This is a genomic window from Nonomuraea sp. NPDC050733 (assembly GCF_040654215.1).
In the GTDB taxonomy this organism is placed as follows: Bacteria; Actinomycetota; Actinomycetes; order Streptosporangiales; family Streptosporangiaceae; genus Nonomuraea.
In genome coordinates, this window is the sequence record NZ_JBFAHO010000050.1 from 38,311 (window position 1) to 53,706 (window position 15,396).

Here is a 15,396-nt window from a genome sequence, read left to right on the forward strand (position 1 = left end):
CGCGTCGCCGGCTTGGACCAGGTGGGCCGGCACCGCGCGCTCGCGTTGCCGGGTTCTGATCGTGACAAGCGGCGGTTGAGATGGTCGAGCAGTAGAAGCCCTCGGAGCTCTCACAATGCCTGGCCGCCGCCACATGCTGCTGGGCCGCACCAATGCGGGTGAGCGTTCGAGGAGCAGGTAAGCACGGCGCCGTGCAGCCAGTCGGTCTATTGCCATCGCCGGAACACCGCGCCGAAGGTCCGCATGACGGGCGCAGCGGCGAGATCCGCGGTCGGCGCTGCGACTCGCAGGCGACCTCTCCGGTTCAGTGATGTCCCTATCGTCCAGGTGGGCATTCCTGCGGCACCTGGAACATGGAGAACTCGAGCCGCAGCGAATCGTCGGCAGGAATGGCTATCGCCCGGGCCCATGAGCTCATCGCCGCGCAGGCGGGCAGGAGAAAGTACCGCCGGTTCGAATGGATCAGCAGGCGCAGGCCGGTGTATCGGTAGCGGAACATCGCGTTCGGATCCGGCATCGTGGTCTCCGTGATCCCGGGGCCCTCCAAGTACAGACGACGCGCCGCATAGACCACCGTGCTCGGCAGCAATTCGGGGTGCGCCCGGTACCGCGCGGCTGCTTCCCGTCCCTGCCCCTCCGCGTAGACCGTGACCGACCACAACAGCAGGACCAGGAGGAGAGCCGCGCAGACCGTGCGCTGGACGATTTGGTCTGTGCGGATGGCCGTTCGCGGGTTGACCGTGCGATGGGGCGGGTTGACCCTGCGATACAGAAAGGCGCTGTAGACCAGCACGAAGGCGCCAAGACCCAGGCAGATCGGCATGATGAGGGGGATCGAACGGTCCAACCAGCCGACGATCCCCGTGATGAGGGGAGATGACGGCTTCACCCAGCCGGCCATCCACATGACGCCGACCACGGCGCTCGCGATTCCGAGCTCGACCACTACCGGGAGTGCCTGCATTGTGGCAGTGCGATGCTGGGTGATGGACCGAGCCAGCCACACGTGCGCCGGGACAGCGACCAGAATTACCACCAGGACCATCACGAGCGGTTCAATGGCCACGGTGACGCTGCGCAGCACATAATCCTGAAAGGACAGGCCAAGCATGCTCTGATCCACACCGAGCTGCCTGTACATGGCGTTGGTGCGCACCGCTCCGAAATACATCATGATCGCCGCGACAACGGTGGTCGGTGTCACGATGTGGGCGAGGATGCCCCACACGCGGGCGAAGTCCTGACTGGCCTCGCCGCCGTCGCGCGCGGCTGTGTTCCTGGGCGGAGATTTTTTACGAGTCGTTTGGCGCCGGTTCATCGTCATCACCGTCCGGCGGTACGGAGTTCCTGTCATCGGGCGGGTTGGTAGCGCCGTCAGTGGGGGTGTCGTCTGTGGGGGTGTCGTCCGTGGGCTCGGGAATGGACTCCTCGGGCTGGGGCGTCACCGATCTTTTCGGGGCGCCCGATGGGGATTCGGTCACGGTGACCGAAGGCGTGGCCGTCGCGCACTCAGGGACAGCGGCGGGATCGGGCGCCACCGCGCACGCGTCCCTGACGTAGTCACCCGGTTGGCGTCCGAGCTGCTCGAGGCGGGCAAGGGCTTCTTCTGCTCTGTCGCGCTCGCCCACGGCAGCGGCGCTGACCACCTCTGTGTGGTAGAGGAGTTCAAGTAGTTGCGGGCGCATTCCGGGGGGAATAGCGCGGCGATACCGCTTGGCCGCGTCGACGTCAAGGAGCGCTTGGCGGTAGTTTCCCAGGCTCGCGTTCGCCGCCCCCTTGCAGCCGTACGCGATTGCGTTTGTGATGCTTGTGCTGTCGGGGGCGGACGCCACCTGCCCCATCTTCATGACCACGGATTTGTAATCGCCCTTTGCCAGCCCTGCATCGCAGGCCTCGGCCGTCTGAGCGTCGGGCGGTGCCAGGCCGAAGGCATCGGGAACGTCTCCGCTGTGTGTAGGCGGGAGGAGGCTGCCAGCCGGCTTGATGGGCGGATGTGCCTGCGTGGGCGAGGTCTTGTCCTGGTCGGGCGCGCCAGGCCCGGACGCGCCGGGGCTGGGCGAGCCCGCGTCGGATCCGCCCGGGTCGCCGCCGCAGCCGCCCGTCAGCACCGCCGCGAACACCGCCAGCACGGCTGACAAGGTCCTGCGCACCGTTCCCCCGATCCCTTGCTGATAAGTCGGGTCATACCGCGCCGGTATCGGGGCCACTCTCGTAGAACTCACCGATCACCATGAGCTGGTGAATCCTTGCCTGACCTCCAGCACGTCCGAGGCCTCGGCCTCCGACAGGTACGCCGGGGAGGGCTGGCCCTCCAGTACGACAGAGCCGCATTCACCAACAGTGACCTGGACCTGGTGGACAGCGGGAGCAGGCGTCCGATTCGGCACGGCCGACTCGACCGGGATGGCGGCCGCGTGGGCCTGGCTGACCCAAGCACGCGACCACGGCCAGCCCGAGGTCTCGTAAGGGCCCAGCACTCCCAAGGCGCCGGCGAGGCGCACGGTGCAGGCGCTCCCGTGGCGGCCTTTCGCCGTCCCACAAGGCCCTCCGCTTCCGAACATGTTCCCAGCCGCCAGGTAGCGGAGGTCCGGGGTCTGCGCCACGATAGCGAACGCCTATCGTCGTGAACTTCTCCTCGCGGCCGGTACTCCAGAAAGGAAGGGTGTACAGCTCGCACACCCAGAAGGAAGGCCGTCATGAAGAAGATGCTCATCGCGGTGCTGGCCGGCGGGGCGCTCCTGACCACTGATACGCCTGCGCTCGCTCAGGCCGCTCGCCCCACGCTGGGGCCCTATGGGTATGGCAAGGTCAGGCTCGGGATGAGCGCGAAGGAGGCCAGAGCGAGCGGGGAGGTCGTGCTCAAGCGGGCGGCCGGTCGGGAGTCGCGCTCAGGGTGGGACTTCAAGGCGCACCCCACCAGCAAGACCAGTGTGGGCCTGTACATCTCCAAGAAGGTCGGCGTCGCCGTGATCTTTGCGCCCAAGTCCGTCCCCGGACTCTCGGCAGGGAGTAGGAGCCCGGGCGTCCCGTGATGTGAGCTGTCCGGGACGCCCCGGGCGCGGGCCGGCGACTCCTCCACACGCGAAACCGTCCGGAACGGGACGCACCCTCCGTCGGCGCGGCTGGGGCGCTACCGGGGCCCGCAGCTCGCCTGGGGCGCCCCGCGCCAAGGCAACCGACTCCCCCAGCCGGGCCGCACACGCACTTGAATACCAGTAACCGGCCGGGTGCAGAAGGTGAACGCGAGCGGCTCCGCAGGGCAAGACGCCGACGAGCTCTTCGGAGGAAGTCCTTTCGACCCTGCTCTAGCGTTGCTGGCTTACGGGAACGATGCGGGGCAGAGGGGCTCAGCTGCGCGGCTGCGCCGCCCTACGGCCGGACCTCGTACACCAGGTTGAACGGCGTCTCCGCGGCCCGCCGGAACCGCGTGAAGCCCGCCTTGGTGACCAGCTCCCGCATCCGGGCCTCACCGGCCTGCGCGCCGAGGGCGTAGCCGCCCGGCTGGGAGAGCGCGTTGGGCACGCAGAGGAACGTGGAGGCGCTGTAGTACAGCCGCCCCACGGGCGTCAGGTTCTCCTCGACCTGGTCGAAGGCGAACGGCTCGACCAGGAGCCAGGTCCCGTCCGCGGCCAGCGCCTCGCGCACCCGCCGGGCGGCGCTCAGGGGGTCGCCCATGTCGTGCAGGCAGTCGAACATCGTCACCAGGTCGTAGCCGGTGCCGGTGAAGCTGTCCGCGCCGGACACCTCGAAGCCGAGCCGGTCGCTGAGCCCGGCCTCGGCGGCACGCTCGCTCGCCAGCGCGATGGACTCGGCGTGGTAGTCGGAGCCGAGGACCGTGCTGCGCGGGTACGTCCGCGCGATGAGGGCCGAGGACGAGCCGAGACCGCAGCCCACGTCGGCCACCCGGGCCCCGGCGGTGAGTTTGGCCTCCACCCCCTCCAGCGCCGGGATCCAGCTCGACACCAGCTGGGCCACGTAGGCGGGCCGGAAGAACGCGTCGCAGCCGACGAAGACGTCCTCGTGGTGCTCGTGCCAGCCGAATCCGGCGCCGGTGCGGAACGCCTCGGTGATGCGCGGTTCGGCGCGCAGCATGCCGAGGGCGAGGAGGAACGCCGCGGGCAGGTTGGGGCCGTCCGGGGAGGCCAGGCAGAACGCCTGCTCCTCCGTCAGCGAGAACCGGCCGGTGCCCGGGTCGTAGCCGACGTACCCGCCGGCGGCCTGGCCGCGCAGCCACTCGGTGAGGTAGCGCGGGTCGCAGCCGGTGCGCCGCGCGAACTCCTCCGGCGTGGCCGGACCCTCCGCGAGCGAGCGGTACAGGCCGAGCCGGTGACCGATCACGATGGAGCCCGCCGCGTTGGTCGCCGCCAGGTCGGCCGTGAACCGGCCCAGGAACTCCGTCAGCTTGTTCTGGTCCATCCGGGCCTCCCCACCGTCGAGCCGGCTCGTGCCGGCTGCGACAGCAAGGGTCGGCGCGCGCCCTCCGGCGCGCTGTCCTGGTCCTACCAGGCAGAGTTTGCCCTGGTACGCGGGATGCTACGCATGGGTTGCCAGGGGCGGGGGCCTGCTCCCTCGTTCCCGCTTCCGGTGCAGGACCTGAAAATCATCGCCGGCGTCCTGTATTTGGTAAGGCGCCTTGCACATTTTTGGTAAGGCGGCTTACGATCATCCGGTGTCCGACACTGCCCTCCACACCGAACTCGTCGCCAGGATCGGCGCCCCCCTGGGCGTCGAGGAAGCCCGCGCCCAGTGGGGCCGGCTGCTGCGTGCCGCGCAGGCCGGTGACACCACGCTGATCACCCGTGAGCGCTGGGAGTGGGCCGCCCTGATCCCCGTCTCCGAGGTGTCCGGGCCGCTGACCGGCCTGGCCGCCCTGCCGGTGTCCACGGCCCGCCGCAAGCTCGGCGAGCTCGTACGCCAGGCGGCCCAGCCCTACGACGACGGCCCGCTCCTGCTCACCCGGCACCGCGCTCCGGCGGCGGCCCTGGTCTCCGCCCGCTACCTGGCCGCCCGTCATCCGGCCGATCGTCACCCGGCCGATCGCCAGGCTGCCGGCAACGAGGCCCGCGAGCACCGGCTCGTCGCGGAGGAGCTGCTGCGCGACGGCCGCACCATCCTCCTGAGCCACCTGCCGGGGGAGGAGGGTCCCGCCTTCTCCGCCGTCGCCCGCGACCGCGACGGCGCCGACGTGGCCGCCGGAAACGGCGACAGCGTCGAGCAGGCGCTGCGGCGGCTGCGCCCCAGCGGCTGACGGAGCGCCGTCGGCGGGCAAGTCCCCGGCGAGAGCGTCATGTTCCCGCGTCATAGACTTGTCCGACGTGACCTCGAAGCCGCGTATCCCCGATGTTCTGGCCGCCCGTTATGCCTCACCGGAGCTCGCCCGGTTGTGGTCCCCCGAGTACAAGGTCGTCGCCGAGCGGCGGCTGTGGCTGGCGGTGCTGCGCGCCCAGGCCGAGCTGGGGGTGGCCGTGCCCGAGCAGGCGGCGGCCGACTACGAGAAGGTCCTCGACCAGGTCGACCTGGAGTCGATCGCGGCGCGTGAGCGGGTGACGCGGCACGACGTGAAGGCCCGCATCGAGGAGTTCAACGCGCTGGCCGGCCACGAGCAGGTCCACAAGGGCATGACCTCGCGCGACCTCACCGAGAACGTCGAGCAGCTCCAGATCCGCGACAGCCTGCTGCTGGTGCGCGACCGGGTGGTGGCGCTGCTGGCACGGCTGGCGGCGCTGGCCGAGGAGCACCGCGAGACCGTGATCGCCGGCCGTTCCCACAACGTGGCCGCGCAGGCCACCACGCTGGGCAAGCGGTTCGCCTCGGCCGCCGACGAGCTGCTGGTCGCCCACCGCCGGCTGGAGGAGCTGATCGCCCGCTACCCGCTGCGCGGGATCAAGGGCCCGGTCGGCACCGCGCAGGACATGCTGGACCTGCTCGGCGGCGACGAGGACAAGCTCGCCGAGCTGGAGGGGCGGGTGGCGGCCCACCTGGGGTTCGAGCACCGGCTGACGAGCGTCGGCCAGGTCTACCCGCGTTCCCTTGACTACGAGGTCGTCTCGGCGCTGGTGCAGCTCGCGGCGTCCCCGTCGTCGCTGGCCAAGACGATCCGGCTGATGGCCGGGCACGAGCTGGCGACCGAGGGCTTCAAGGAGGGCCAGGTCGGCTCCTCGGCGATGCCGCACAAGATGAACACCCGCTCCTGCGAGCGGGTCAACGGCCTGGCCGTGGTGCTGCGCGGCTACGCCTCGATGGTGGGGGAGCTGGCCGGCGACCAGTGGAACGAGGGCGACGTGTCCTGCTCGGTGGTGCGCCGGGTGGCGCTGCCGGACGCGTTCTTCGCCTTCGACGGGCTGGTGGAGACCATGCTGACGGTCCTGGACGAGTTCGGCGCGTTCCCGGCGGTGATCGCCACGGAGCTGGACCGCTACCTGCCGTTCCTGGCCACGACGAAGATGCTGATGGCGGCGGTGCGGGCCGGCGTGGGCCGCGAGAGCGCGCACGAGCTGATCAAGGAGCACGCGGTGGGCTCGGCGCTGGCCATGCGCTCGCGCGGCGCGGCCAACGAGCTGCTGGACCGCCTCGCGGCCGACGAGCGCTTCCCGCTGGACCGGGCGGCCCTGGAGGCGCTGCTGGCCGACCGGGTGTCGTTCACCGGCGCGGCGGGCGGCCAGGTGACGGCGGTGGCGCGGCAGGTGGCCGAGGTGGTGTCCGCCCATCCGGAGGCGGCCGCCTACCGGCCCGGCGCCATCCTGTGACTCCCGGCTCGCGCGGTACCGATCGTGGTGCGTGAGCTGAGGTCCGTGGCCGAGGTGCGAGCCGCGTGCGGTGACGACGATCTGCCGGTGTGGGTGGCGCAGGGCCTGACGGGCGGCGCGCGGGCGTGGACGCTGGGCGAGGCGGTGGTGAGCGCCGCGCCCGCGGTGTCGCGGCGCGACCGCATCGGCGTGTGGGGGAACGCCTCGGACGCCGTCGAGCTGGTACGCCACGCGCTGTCGCAGATGGGGCCGTCGTACCGGCCGTTCGGCGAGGCGGGACTGATGGCCGAGGTGGCGGCGAAGGTCGACGGGCTGGAGGTGGCGGGGGGCTTCTCCTGGATGAGCCTGCCCGCCGGCCACGTCCCGCCGAACACGGGGACGGGCGTGGGATGGCTGGGGGACGGGGCCGAGGGGGAGGTGGCCGCGTTGCTGACCGAGCACGCGCCCACCTCGTACGCGGTGCCGGGCGCGCCGGGGGTGCGCCGCTGGGCGGGCGCGCGGGTGGACGGCCTGCTGGCGGCGGTGGCCGCGGACGCGTGGAGCGCCCCGTCGGTGGGGTTGCTGGCCGGGGTGGCCACGGCGGCGCCGTTCCGGGGACGGGGTCTGGCCGAGCGCGTGTGCCGGTGGGTGACGGCACGGCTCGTGGCGGCGCACGGGCGGGCGGCGCTCATGGTGGACGACGACAACCCGGCGGCGATCGGGGTCTACGAGCGGCTCGGGTACCGGCGCACGCGCGTGCTGGCCACACACCTCCTGTGAATCTACATTGTAAAGGCGCTCGGTCTTTTCCAAACTGGCCGAAGCCAAGCCCAACCCCATCGCCTCGAACGGGCAGGCGAAAAACGAGGTGAGGTGAGGGCAGGCCGTGAGGCACAGTTCTGGGGTGATGTGCGATTTCGTGCCAGGTATCGAGCTTTCCCGCGCCTTCTACGGTGAGGTCGTCGCGCCGCTCGTCGGGCGGGCGCCGCACAGTGCCGCGTTGATCGGGCCGGGGTCGGAGGTGCTGGCGTTCGACACGGCCCGCTCGGCCGACCACGACTGGGGGCCTCGGGTGCTGGTGTTCGTGGCGGCCGGCCAGGTGGAGGAGGTGCGGTCGCGGGTGGTGGCCGGTCTGCCGGAGCGCTTCCGCGGCCTGCCGACGGTTTTCGGCTACCACGGTGTCGTACGGCCCGGCGTGGAGGTGGCCGAGCTGGGGGAGTGGCTGGCGGGGCGGCTCGGGTTCGACCCGCGCGGCGGGGTGTCGTTGCTGGACTGGCTGTCGCTGCCGTGGCAGTCGCTGGCCGAGGTGACGCGCGGGGAGGTGTTCCACGACGGGCTGCAAGACGGGCTGGAGTCGGCCCGGTCGGTGCTGCGCTGGTATCCGGCCGATGTGTGGCGGTACGTGCTGGCCTGTCAGTGGCGGCGAATCGCGCAGGAGGAGCCGTTCCCCGGCCGGTGTGGCGAGGTGGGCGACGAGCTGGGGTCGGCGGTGGTCGGGGCGCGGCTGGCGCGGGAGGTGATGCGGCTGGCGTTGCTGCTGCGCCGCCGCTATCCGCCGTACGCCAAGTGGCTGGGCAGCGCGCTGGCGCGCCTGCCGGGCTCGGTGGAGCTGGGGGAGTCCCTGGGGCGGGCGCTGGCGGCGCGGACGTGGCGGGAGCGGGAGGCGGCGCTGGCGGCGGCGTACGGGAGGGTGGCCGCGACGCAGAACCGGCTGGCGCTTGCCGCGACGCTGGACGAGCGGGTGCGCGGCTTCCACGACCGGCCGTTCCGGGTGATCGGGGGTGACCGGTTCGCGCGGGCGCTGATGGAGGCGGTGTCGGATCCGGCGATCAGGGGGTTGCCGCTGGTGGGGTGCGTGGACCAGGTGTCGGACTCGGCGGATCTGCTGCTGTCGCCCGCGGGGGCCCGGGCGGTCGCGGGGGCGGCGCTCGGCCTGGTGGCCTGAGGCGTACTGCGTGAACGCGCGCCGGCGTATCGTTCCCGGCGACCTGCCGTTGCCGTAGTGGATCGGGTGGCGGGCCGCAGGGAACACCCGCTCCCCTTTCGCGCCTCTCCCTTTGATCGGAGGCGGGGTTGCGATCCCGACGTCCAGGAACCGGGGGTCGGGACTTATGTGTGAGAGTCGGGCACGCTGGGTGGAGCCGCTGCCGGCAGGGAGCGGATCACCTGGGCGAGTTGTTCGGCGTAGTGCTCGACCAGTTCGGGGGAAACTGTGTCGGTGCCGAACAGGCCGCGGGCCAGGTGTGGGTAGACCGCGAGGGCGTTGCCGGCGCTCAGGCCGATGAGGATCAGCGCGGCCGGGTCGAAGCGATCGTCGATCTCACCGGCACGCTGCCGCTCGCGGAGCACTTGCACCTCGTGCTGAAGCTGGGCGTTGCGTTCCCGCGCCTCCACATCGTCCTCGCCGGTATCGTCCTCGCCGGTATCGTCCTCGCCGGTGTCGTAGAGGCCGTCCCAGGCGAGCAGGCGCCCGCCGAGGCGGGGGTCGACGCTCGCCCGCACGCCGCGCTTGATCTGCTCGGCGAAGTCCAGATCGTCGGAGATCGTCTCGGCCTCGTAGGCCCGCCAGCGGCGGCCGATCTCCCGGTACAGGCCCTGCTTGCTGTTGAAGTAGTAGGAGATGAGCTGCTGGTTCACACCAGCGCGTTCGGCGATGTCGGTGACCCGGGCACGGTCGAAGCCCTTGGCGGAGAACACCTCCACGGCAGCATCGAGGATGCGTGCCTTGGTGCGCTCTGCGTCACGCTGCCGCTCGTGTGGGGCGGGCGATCGCCTGGTCCGCTGCCGCCCGGCCGGTTCCTGGTCCTGGGGCGTGTGCTGTGTGGCCATGGCCTTGATTCTGTCATACGGTCGAAATAGTTAATCAAACCGCGAGTTGACTATTCTATTCGGCGAGTTGATACTGCTCCGCGGGCCGCTGATTCGACGGTGGGCCTCCGTGCCGGATGGCTTCGGCGCTGCCGCCCGAGAGCCAGGCGGTGTCTTCACAAGGAGTGGTCATGTCCCATGCGAGTGACCGAGGGGCCGGGTCCGCGGCCGCCGCCGTAGCGCCGGCCGCGTATCCCAGGCGGTGGGCCGCCGCGATCGTCATGATGATCGCGGCGCTGCTGGATCTGATCGACGCCTCGGTAGTGAACACCGCCCTGCCGTCCATCGGCCGTAGCCTGCACGCCTCCCCGGCGGAACTGGAGTGGACGGTGTCCGCCTACATGCTCGGGTTCGCCGCGACGCTGATCATCGCCGGGCATCTGGGCGACCGGTTCGGCCGCAAGAGGCTGTTCCTGACCGGCGTGGCCTGCTTCGCCCTGGCGTCCGCGGGCAGCGCCATCGCCTCCGACCCGGGCCAGCTGATCGCCGCACGTGCGGTGCAGGGAGTGGCCGCCGCGGCCCTGCTGCCGCAGGTGCTCGGTTCGGTGCGCACCATGTTCGACGGCGCGGAGCGCGGCAAGGTCTTCGCCCTGTTCGGGATCACGGCGGGCGTCGCGAACGCCGCAGGCGTGCTGCTCGGCGGGGCGCTGACCGACTGGGACCTGTTCGGCTGGGGCTGGCGCACCGTCTTCGCCGTGAACATTCCCATCGCCGCCGCGGCCCTGCTGCTGGGCGCGAAGTGGATCCCCACCTCACGGGAACGCACCGGCGGACGCATCGATGTGGCCGGCAACCTGATCCTCGCGCTGTGCCTGGTGGCGATCGTGCTGCCGCTGGTGGAGGGCCGCTCGAACGGTTGGCCGCTGTGGGGCTGGATCTGCCTGACCGGCGGCGTCGTGGTCCTTGCCGCCCTGGTGGGCTACGAGTCCTGGCGCCGGATCGAGCACCCGCTGCTGCCCGCCGCGCTCCTCAAGCGGCCGGCTTTCGGCTCGGGTCTGCTGATCCAGCTGCTGTTCGGTGCCGGTATGTCCGGCTTCTTCCTGGTCTTCACCATCTGGCTGCAGGCCGGCCAGGGCTACACACCCAGCCAGGCCGGGGTGCTGATGATCGCCATGAGCGCCGGCTCCTTCATCTCCGCCCCCGTCGTCGTCACCCTGGTCGCCAAGATCGGCCGCAACATCCTGGTCATCGGGAGCCTGCTGATGGCCGGTGGGCTGTTCTGGGTCCAGTGCGCCCTGAACGGCGCGGCCCCCGGGCACACCGGGGCCTGGCCGCTGGTGCCCGGCCTGCTCGTCGCCGGCGTCGGCCTCGGCTTCGTGGTCGTGCCGCTGGTCGACATCGTCCTCACCGCGGTACCCGAGCACCTCGCGGGCGGCGCCTCTGGCATCTTCTCCACCGCCCAGCAGTTCGGCGGTTCCCTCGGCGTCGCCCTCATCGGCAGCCTCTTCTTCACCCATGCGAGCCGGGGCCTGACCGATGCCCTCACCCACGCGGTCCCCTGGGCGATCGGCGCCTTCCTCGTCTGTGCCGTGCTCTGCCTGGGCCTGCCCGGCAAGAACCTCACCCGCCGCCTCGCCGACAGCTCGAGCGCCCTCGACGCCGCCTGACCCCCACCCGCCCGATACAGACCCTCCGCATCGGGCAACTCAAACCTCACTGCCAAGGAGATCGGTCATGGCCCACCTCGCCTTCATGAGCCTCGCCGAGTCCGGTCACCTCAACCCCCTCCTGCCGATCGCCCGGGAACTGGTCGAGCGCGGTCACCGCGTCACCTTTCCCGCCGATGAGTCGATGGCCGAACGCATCGGCCCCATCGGAGCCGAGATCATCTCCTATGAGCCCCGCCCCGCCGAGACCGTCGTGATCGACGGCATGGACGCCGCCGCCCGCGCCACCCTCGCCGTGCTCCAGCAACTGGAGCACGTTCTGCCGCAGATCGATGCCGGATACGCCGACGACCGGCCGGATCTGATCGTCAACGACTGGCTCGCCTGGTCCGGCCCGATGCTCGCCGCCAAGTGGCGTCTCCCCAGGATCCAGTCCTGGTCCGCCCACGCCGCCAGCGAAGGCTACGACTTCGGGAGGTTCATCGTCGGCATGTTCGCCGCCAGCCCCGTCAAGGCCGAGTTCGACACCCTGTTCACCGCCATCCTCAGCCGGCACGGCATCCCCCCGCTCCAGTTGCATGATTTCTACAAGCCCGCCGCCTTCAACCTCGTCTACCAGCCCAAGTCCTTCCACGTGCACAACGAGACCTTCGATGACCGCTACGCGTTCGTCGGCCCCACCCGGCTGCCCAGCGCGCAGGACTGGACGCCCCCGGGACGTCCGCTGGTCCTGGTCTCGCTCGGCACGATCATCAGCCGCCCGGACTTCTTCCACACCTGCATCCAGGCGTTCGCCGACGAGCCCTACCACGTCGTGATGTCCGTGGGCCGCGGCATCAGCCCCGCCGATCTCGGTCCGCTGCCCGCAAACATCGAGGCCCACCAGCACGTCCCACAGCCTGCCGTGCTCGCACACGCCGACGCCTTCGTCACCCACACCGGCATGAACTCCACGATGGAGGCCCTGGCAGCGGCCGTGCCGATGCTGGCCATCCCACACACCCCCGAAGAGCAGACCACTGCCGACCGCGTCGCCGCCCTCGGCCTCGGCTCGACCCTCGCTCCCGCCGACGCCACCGCCGAACGCCTGCGCGAAGCCGTCCGCTGCCTGCTCGACGAGCCCGCCACCCGGCAGCGGCTCCGTGCCATGCAGGACGACGTGCGCGCGGCGGGCGGCGCGCTCCGCGCCGCCGACGCGATCGAGGCCCGCCTGCCCAGGTGAGGTCGCGGCCCGGCTCATCACCTACGAGACCGGCGTCGACCTTGACGGATACGTCTGGGGAGTCGACTGGCAGACGCTCTACCCGGGAGCCACGCTCATCACCGACTCACCAGCCGCCCGGAGCTGGGCCGCGGCCATCGGCATCGACTTCCATGAAGTCCGCATCCGAACCGACGCCCACGACCTCACCCTTATCTTCTCCGACCTGCGGGTCGAAGAACTCCCCACCGAATCACAGTGACCGGACCACCAGTCCTTATGATCACCGGGTGGCCTTATCGAAGATCGCGACGATCGCCCTGCTGGTTGCCCTGACGGCCGGCTGTGGAGGCGGCGACGCGGTCACGGCGCGGACGCCCGCCGAGGCGGTGGCTCAGCGGCTGAAGGGCTCGGCCGGTGTGAAGGTCGCCAGGCTCGTCCGCCTTGACTACGGCGAGGAAGTGTTCACCCCGCCGGCGGAGGACGACTTCGTCGTGCCGGTCGACATCGGCGAGTACAGCGAGAGCCGTACCACGGGAGTCCTCGGCGCGACCGCCTCCGACCTGACCACGACCTACGACCGGACCAACGTCCCCGATGAGCTGAAAGGCGTTGTCCTGACTGACCTGTCCTTCATGACGACCAGGACGATCACGATCGCAGGCTCCGGCACCTACCAGCACCGGGCTGACCGGCAGGACGTTCCCGCGGGCAAGTCCTGGCTGCGCAGCCGCGGCTCCCGCTGCGAGGAGCGGCTGCGCGCCGTCGGCTCGCTCGGCATACGCAACCTCCTCTCACCCGAGGTGCTGCGAAAACTGGCGGCCCCGGCTCCCTCTCCGGGTGAGACCATCGACGCAGTCGCCACCGTCGTGCACGCCGGGAGCAGCTCGCTGGCGGAGTTCGGCAACGCGGCTCCGCACGACGACCCCGTGATCGCCGCGCAAGTGCGCGAGCAGCACGGCTCGATACGGGTCTCGTGGCGGTTGTGGGTCGGGCCGGACCGGCTTCCCCGTCGGGTACGCCTCACCTGGGCCCCTGCCATGGCCGAGGACGGCGAGCCCAAGGTCACCGTGGCCGAGGTCGACTTCACCGACTGGGGCGGCGATGTGCTCATCGGCCCCCCGCTGCCGGATCAGGTGCACGAGACCGGGACCTGTCTGGACCCGGAGCCCTTCTGAGCCGTCGCAGCTCGGCCGGCCGTCCGGTGTCGGCGCCTGCACGCCTGGTCAAGGGGCGAGCGCGCCGTACAGGCCGTCTTGTCCGGGCTCGCAGTCAGACGGTCTCGCCCAGCTGTTCGGCCAGCTGCTTCAGCCCACCCTTGATGAGCTGTCCGTACTCGTCGTCGCCGAGTGCGCCGATCCCGGCCCGCGCCTGCTGGAGGTGCTCACGGGCGCGGTCGAGATCGCCGAGCTTGCGATAGCACTCACTCAGGTTCAGGTGCAACGACGGGTACAGGCCGGCGACCGAAAGCGGCACCCCGGCCTGCGCCACCCGCTCATCGGTGATCAGGCCGACGGCGGCAAGCGCGCGCAGATCCCACATCAGCTCCTGGTGCACGTCGTCCTGCACATCGGCCATCGAGTGGGCGAGCACGCACACATGCAGCGGGTCGCCTTGCTCGCCGCCGATGTCGTCCCAGATCTGCGCGAACAATGCGCGAGCGGCTTCGCGCCGGCCCTGACGGTGATGCAGCTCCACCCCCTGGCCGATCCGGGCCATCGTCGGGTCGGTGGTCATCAGCGGCTCCTTCACGCTCGCAGGACGATCATGGTCAGCGTACCGGCGGCAGGGCTGCCGAGGGCGCCCGCGAGCTTCGCTCGCCGGTCGTCCCCGTCATGTGCCCTCACGGGTGTTGTCGCCGGCTGGGCGGTTCAGCAGGGCGGTGGCGATGGCCACCTGCACCAGTTCGAGGGTGGTCTTGCCGTCCTCGATGTCCCACAGGGCGTTCTGCAGGACACGGCCGAGCGTCCAGCCGGCGGCCCGTTCCCGGTCCAGGCGAGGGCCTCGGTCAGCAGGTCGAAGCGGCGCAGCGCCGTGCGCCCGACGTCGCCCGCCGCCACCGCGTCCCAGCGGCAGTCCAGCGCCGGCAGCAGGTCGAAGCCGGGGTCGCCGGCCAGGGGCTCGGGGTCGATGGCCAGCCACGGCTCGCGCTGCCCGGCCAGGACGTTGCCGTCGTGCAGGTCCCAGTGCAGCAGGCGGTCGCCGCACTCGCCGGCCAGCTCGGCGACGGCCGCGGCACAGGTGAGCACCAGGCGCCGCTCGGCGGGGTCGCGCAGTGCCGGCACGGCTCCGGGTGCCTGGTCGAGCAGCAGAACGGGCCGCGTGTTGATCACGGGTTAGCGAGGGTGAGCGTCCCAGAGAGATGATCGAGGGCGTCAGAGGCGATGGGGCGAACAGGCCTGGGTCAGGGCGTGGCGGGCGCTGAGGCCCTCATGCGGCCGATCGTTCGCAAGACCTCGTCCCGGTTCTTTGCCGCCTTCAGCCAGACGGGAAGCCGGGCGATCATGGTCATGGAGCCTGTGGTGAGAGGAAGTTCGTGACGCTCTCTCAGGCGTGCTGCCACATGGCCCTCCAACAGATCAAGGTGTCGGAGGTTGTACGCCCCACAAGAGGTGACCGCGAAACCCGGCCTGGAGCCACAAGGGCAACCCAAAGTACGGGTGGACCGCCGTGGCCACGCCGAACATCGAAGACGACTGGAACTCGTCCTTGGCCAGCGCACAACCTGAGCAGCGCAACCGCCTCAGCGTTTCGAATCGTCCCCCACGTCAGGGTACGCGCCGATGCACAGGATCGCCCAGTTGAGCGAGCACCACGGCGCACCCAGCGCAGGGCGGGCATCGCACCAAGACTTCGTCCGCGAATGCCGTGATCCTGAACCGCCCCGGCTTTGATGGAGAGTCCGCCGTCCCGCGAGGATCGCACCAGCCCCGTTCCATTCGTCTTGGAACTGCTTGACCGGCCCGGGATGCTGGTCCGAGTCGGCCCACTTGTG

Annotated in this window: 13 protein-coding genes and 1 pseudogene; 8 read left to right on the forward strand and 6 right to left on the reverse strand. The window is 70.7% G+C overall.

Annotated elements, in window-relative coordinates:
- Nucleotides 1-316 precede the first annotated feature (316 nt).
- The gene (locus tag AB0H64_RS40240) at nucleotides 317-1,327 is read right to left on the reverse strand and encodes a hypothetical protein (RefSeq protein ID WP_357635850.1); all 1,011 of its coding nucleotides are present in this window, start codon (nucleotides 1,325-1,327) and stop codon (nucleotides 317-319) included.
- Complete coding sequence (locus tag AB0H64_RS40245) at nucleotides 1,293-2,129, reverse strand: hypothetical protein (RefSeq protein ID WP_357635853.1); 837 nt, start codon at nucleotides 2,127-2,129, stop codon at nucleotides 1,293-1,295. Before AB0H64_RS40245 ends, AB0H64_RS40240 begins: the two co-directional genes overlap by 35 nt.
- Nucleotides 2,130-2,696: 567 nt before the next feature.
- On the opposite strand from AB0H64_RS40245, the gene AB0H64_RS40250 reads away from it, so the two are divergent.
- Nucleotides 2,697-3,032, forward strand: coding sequence for a hypothetical protein (locus AB0H64_RS40250; protein WP_357635856.1), 336 nt, complete (start codon nucleotides 2,697-2,699; stop codon nucleotides 3,030-3,032).
- Nucleotides 3,033-3,369: 337 nt separating this feature from the next.
- Here the strand turns inward: AB0H64_RS40250 and AB0H64_RS40255 are convergent, their stop codons facing one another.
- Nucleotides 3,370-4,416 carry a class I SAM-dependent methyltransferase gene (locus AB0H64_RS40255; protein ID WP_357635858.1) on the reverse strand — a complete coding sequence of 349 codons (1,047 nt, stop codon included), beginning with the start codon at nucleotides 4,414-4,416 and terminating at the stop codon, nucleotides 3,370-3,372.
- Nucleotides 4,417-4,669: 253 nt separating this feature from the next.
- Here AB0H64_RS40255 and AB0H64_RS40260 point away from each other — a divergent pair, with 253 nt between their 5' ends.
- The 4 genes from AB0H64_RS40260 to AB0H64_RS40275 all read left to right on the forward strand — a co-directional run bounded on the left by AB0H64_RS40260 (nucleotide 4,670) and on the right by AB0H64_RS40275 (nucleotide 8,670).
- Nucleotides 4,670-5,248, forward strand: coding sequence for a type II toxin-antitoxin system prevent-host-death family antitoxin (locus tag AB0H64_RS40260; RefSeq protein ID WP_357635860.1), 579 nt, complete (start codon nucleotides 4,670-4,672; stop codon nucleotides 5,246-5,248).
- Between the two features lie 67 nt (nucleotides 5,249-5,315).
- Nucleotides 5,316-6,746 (forward strand): adenylosuccinate lyase, encoded by a 1,431-nt coding sequence (gene purB, locus AB0H64_RS40265; RefSeq protein WP_357635863.1) that lies wholly within the window; start codon nucleotides 5,316-5,318, stop codon nucleotides 6,744-6,746.
- Nucleotides 6,747-6,791: 45 nt separating this feature from the next.
- Nucleotides 6,792-7,505: a GNAT family N-acetyltransferase gene (locus AB0H64_RS40270; RefSeq protein WP_357635865.1), complete on the forward strand. Its 714-nt coding sequence runs from the start codon at nucleotides 6,792-6,794 to the stop codon at nucleotides 7,503-7,505.
- Nucleotides 7,506-7,644: 139 nt separating this feature from the next.
- Nucleotides 7,645-8,670 carry a DUF4037 domain-containing protein gene (locus AB0H64_RS40275; protein ID WP_357635868.1) on the forward strand — a complete coding sequence of 342 codons (1,026 nt, stop codon included), beginning with the start codon at nucleotides 7,645-7,647 and terminating at the stop codon, nucleotides 8,668-8,670.
- Between the two features lie 164 nt (nucleotides 8,671-8,834).
- Here AB0H64_RS40275 and AB0H64_RS40280 read toward each other — a convergent pair whose 3' ends face one another.
- Nucleotides 8,835-9,554, reverse strand: a complete 720-nt coding sequence (locus AB0H64_RS40280; RefSeq protein WP_357635870.1) for a TetR family transcriptional regulator — start codon at nucleotides 9,552-9,554, stop codon at nucleotides 8,835-8,837.
- Nucleotides 9,555-9,724: 170 nt separating this feature from the next.
- Here AB0H64_RS40280 and AB0H64_RS40285 point away from each other — a divergent pair, with 170 nt between their 5' ends.
- The 3 genes from AB0H64_RS40285 (at nucleotide 9,725) to AB0H64_RS40295 (ending at nucleotide 13,579) form a co-directional block, all read left to right on the forward strand.
- Complete coding sequence (locus AB0H64_RS40285; RefSeq protein WP_357635873.1) at nucleotides 9,725-11,200, forward strand: MFS transporter; 1,476 nt, start codon at nucleotides 9,725-9,727, stop codon at nucleotides 11,198-11,200.
- 67 nt (nucleotides 11,201-11,267) lie between these two features.
- Complete coding sequence (locus tag AB0H64_RS40290; protein WP_357635875.1) at nucleotides 11,268-12,422, forward strand: macrolide family glycosyltransferase; 1,155 nt, start codon at nucleotides 11,268-11,270, stop codon at nucleotides 12,420-12,422.
- A gap of 269 nt (nucleotides 12,423-12,691) precedes the next feature.
- Entirely contained in the window at nucleotides 12,692-13,579 is an 888-nt protein-coding gene (locus tag AB0H64_RS40295; RefSeq protein WP_357635877.1) for a hypothetical protein, read from the forward strand.
- A 94-nt stretch (nucleotides 13,580-13,673) separates the two neighbouring features.
- Here the strand turns inward: AB0H64_RS40295 and AB0H64_RS40300 are convergent, their stop codons facing one another.
- Together AB0H64_RS40300 and AB0H64_RS40305 are read right to left on the reverse strand one after the other, a co-directional pair.
- Nucleotides 13,674-14,138, reverse strand: a complete 465-nt coding sequence (locus tag AB0H64_RS40300) for a tetratricopeptide repeat protein (RefSeq protein ID WP_357635879.1) — start codon at nucleotides 14,136-14,138, stop codon at nucleotides 13,674-13,676.
- Between the two features lie 96 nt (nucleotides 14,139-14,234).
- Nucleotides 14,235-14,689, reverse strand: a pseudogene (locus tag AB0H64_RS40305) (aminoglycoside phosphotransferase family protein); the annotation flags it as partial.
- Between the last annotated feature and the right edge of the window lie 707 nt (nucleotides 14,690-15,396).

Bases quoted from the DNA above. Each gene is read 5' to 3' on its own strand.
- AB0H64_RS40300 (WP_357635879.1), bottom strand. From the start codon at position 14,138: ATGACCACCGACCCGACGATGGCCCGGATCGGCCAGGGGGTGGAGCTG.
- AB0H64_RS40285 (WP_357635873.1), top strand. From the start codon at position 9,725: ATGTCCCATGCGAGTGACCGAGGGGCCGGGTCCGCGGCCGCCGCCGTA.
- AB0H64_RS40290 (WP_357635875.1), top strand. From the start codon at position 11,268: ATGGCCCACCTCGCCTTCATGAGCCTCGCCGAGTCCGGTCACCTCAAC.
- AB0H64_RS40250 (WP_357635856.1), top strand. From the start codon at position 2,697: ATGAAGAAGATGCTCATCGCGGTGCTGGCCGGCGGGGCGCTCCTGACC.
- AB0H64_RS40280 (WP_357635870.1), bottom strand. From the start codon at position 9,554: ATGGCCACACAGCACACGCCCCAGGACCAGGAACCGGCCGGGCGGCAG.
- AB0H64_RS40255 (WP_357635858.1), bottom strand. From the start codon at position 4,416: ATGGACCAGAACAAGCTGACGGAGTTCCTGGGCCGGTTCACGGCCGAC.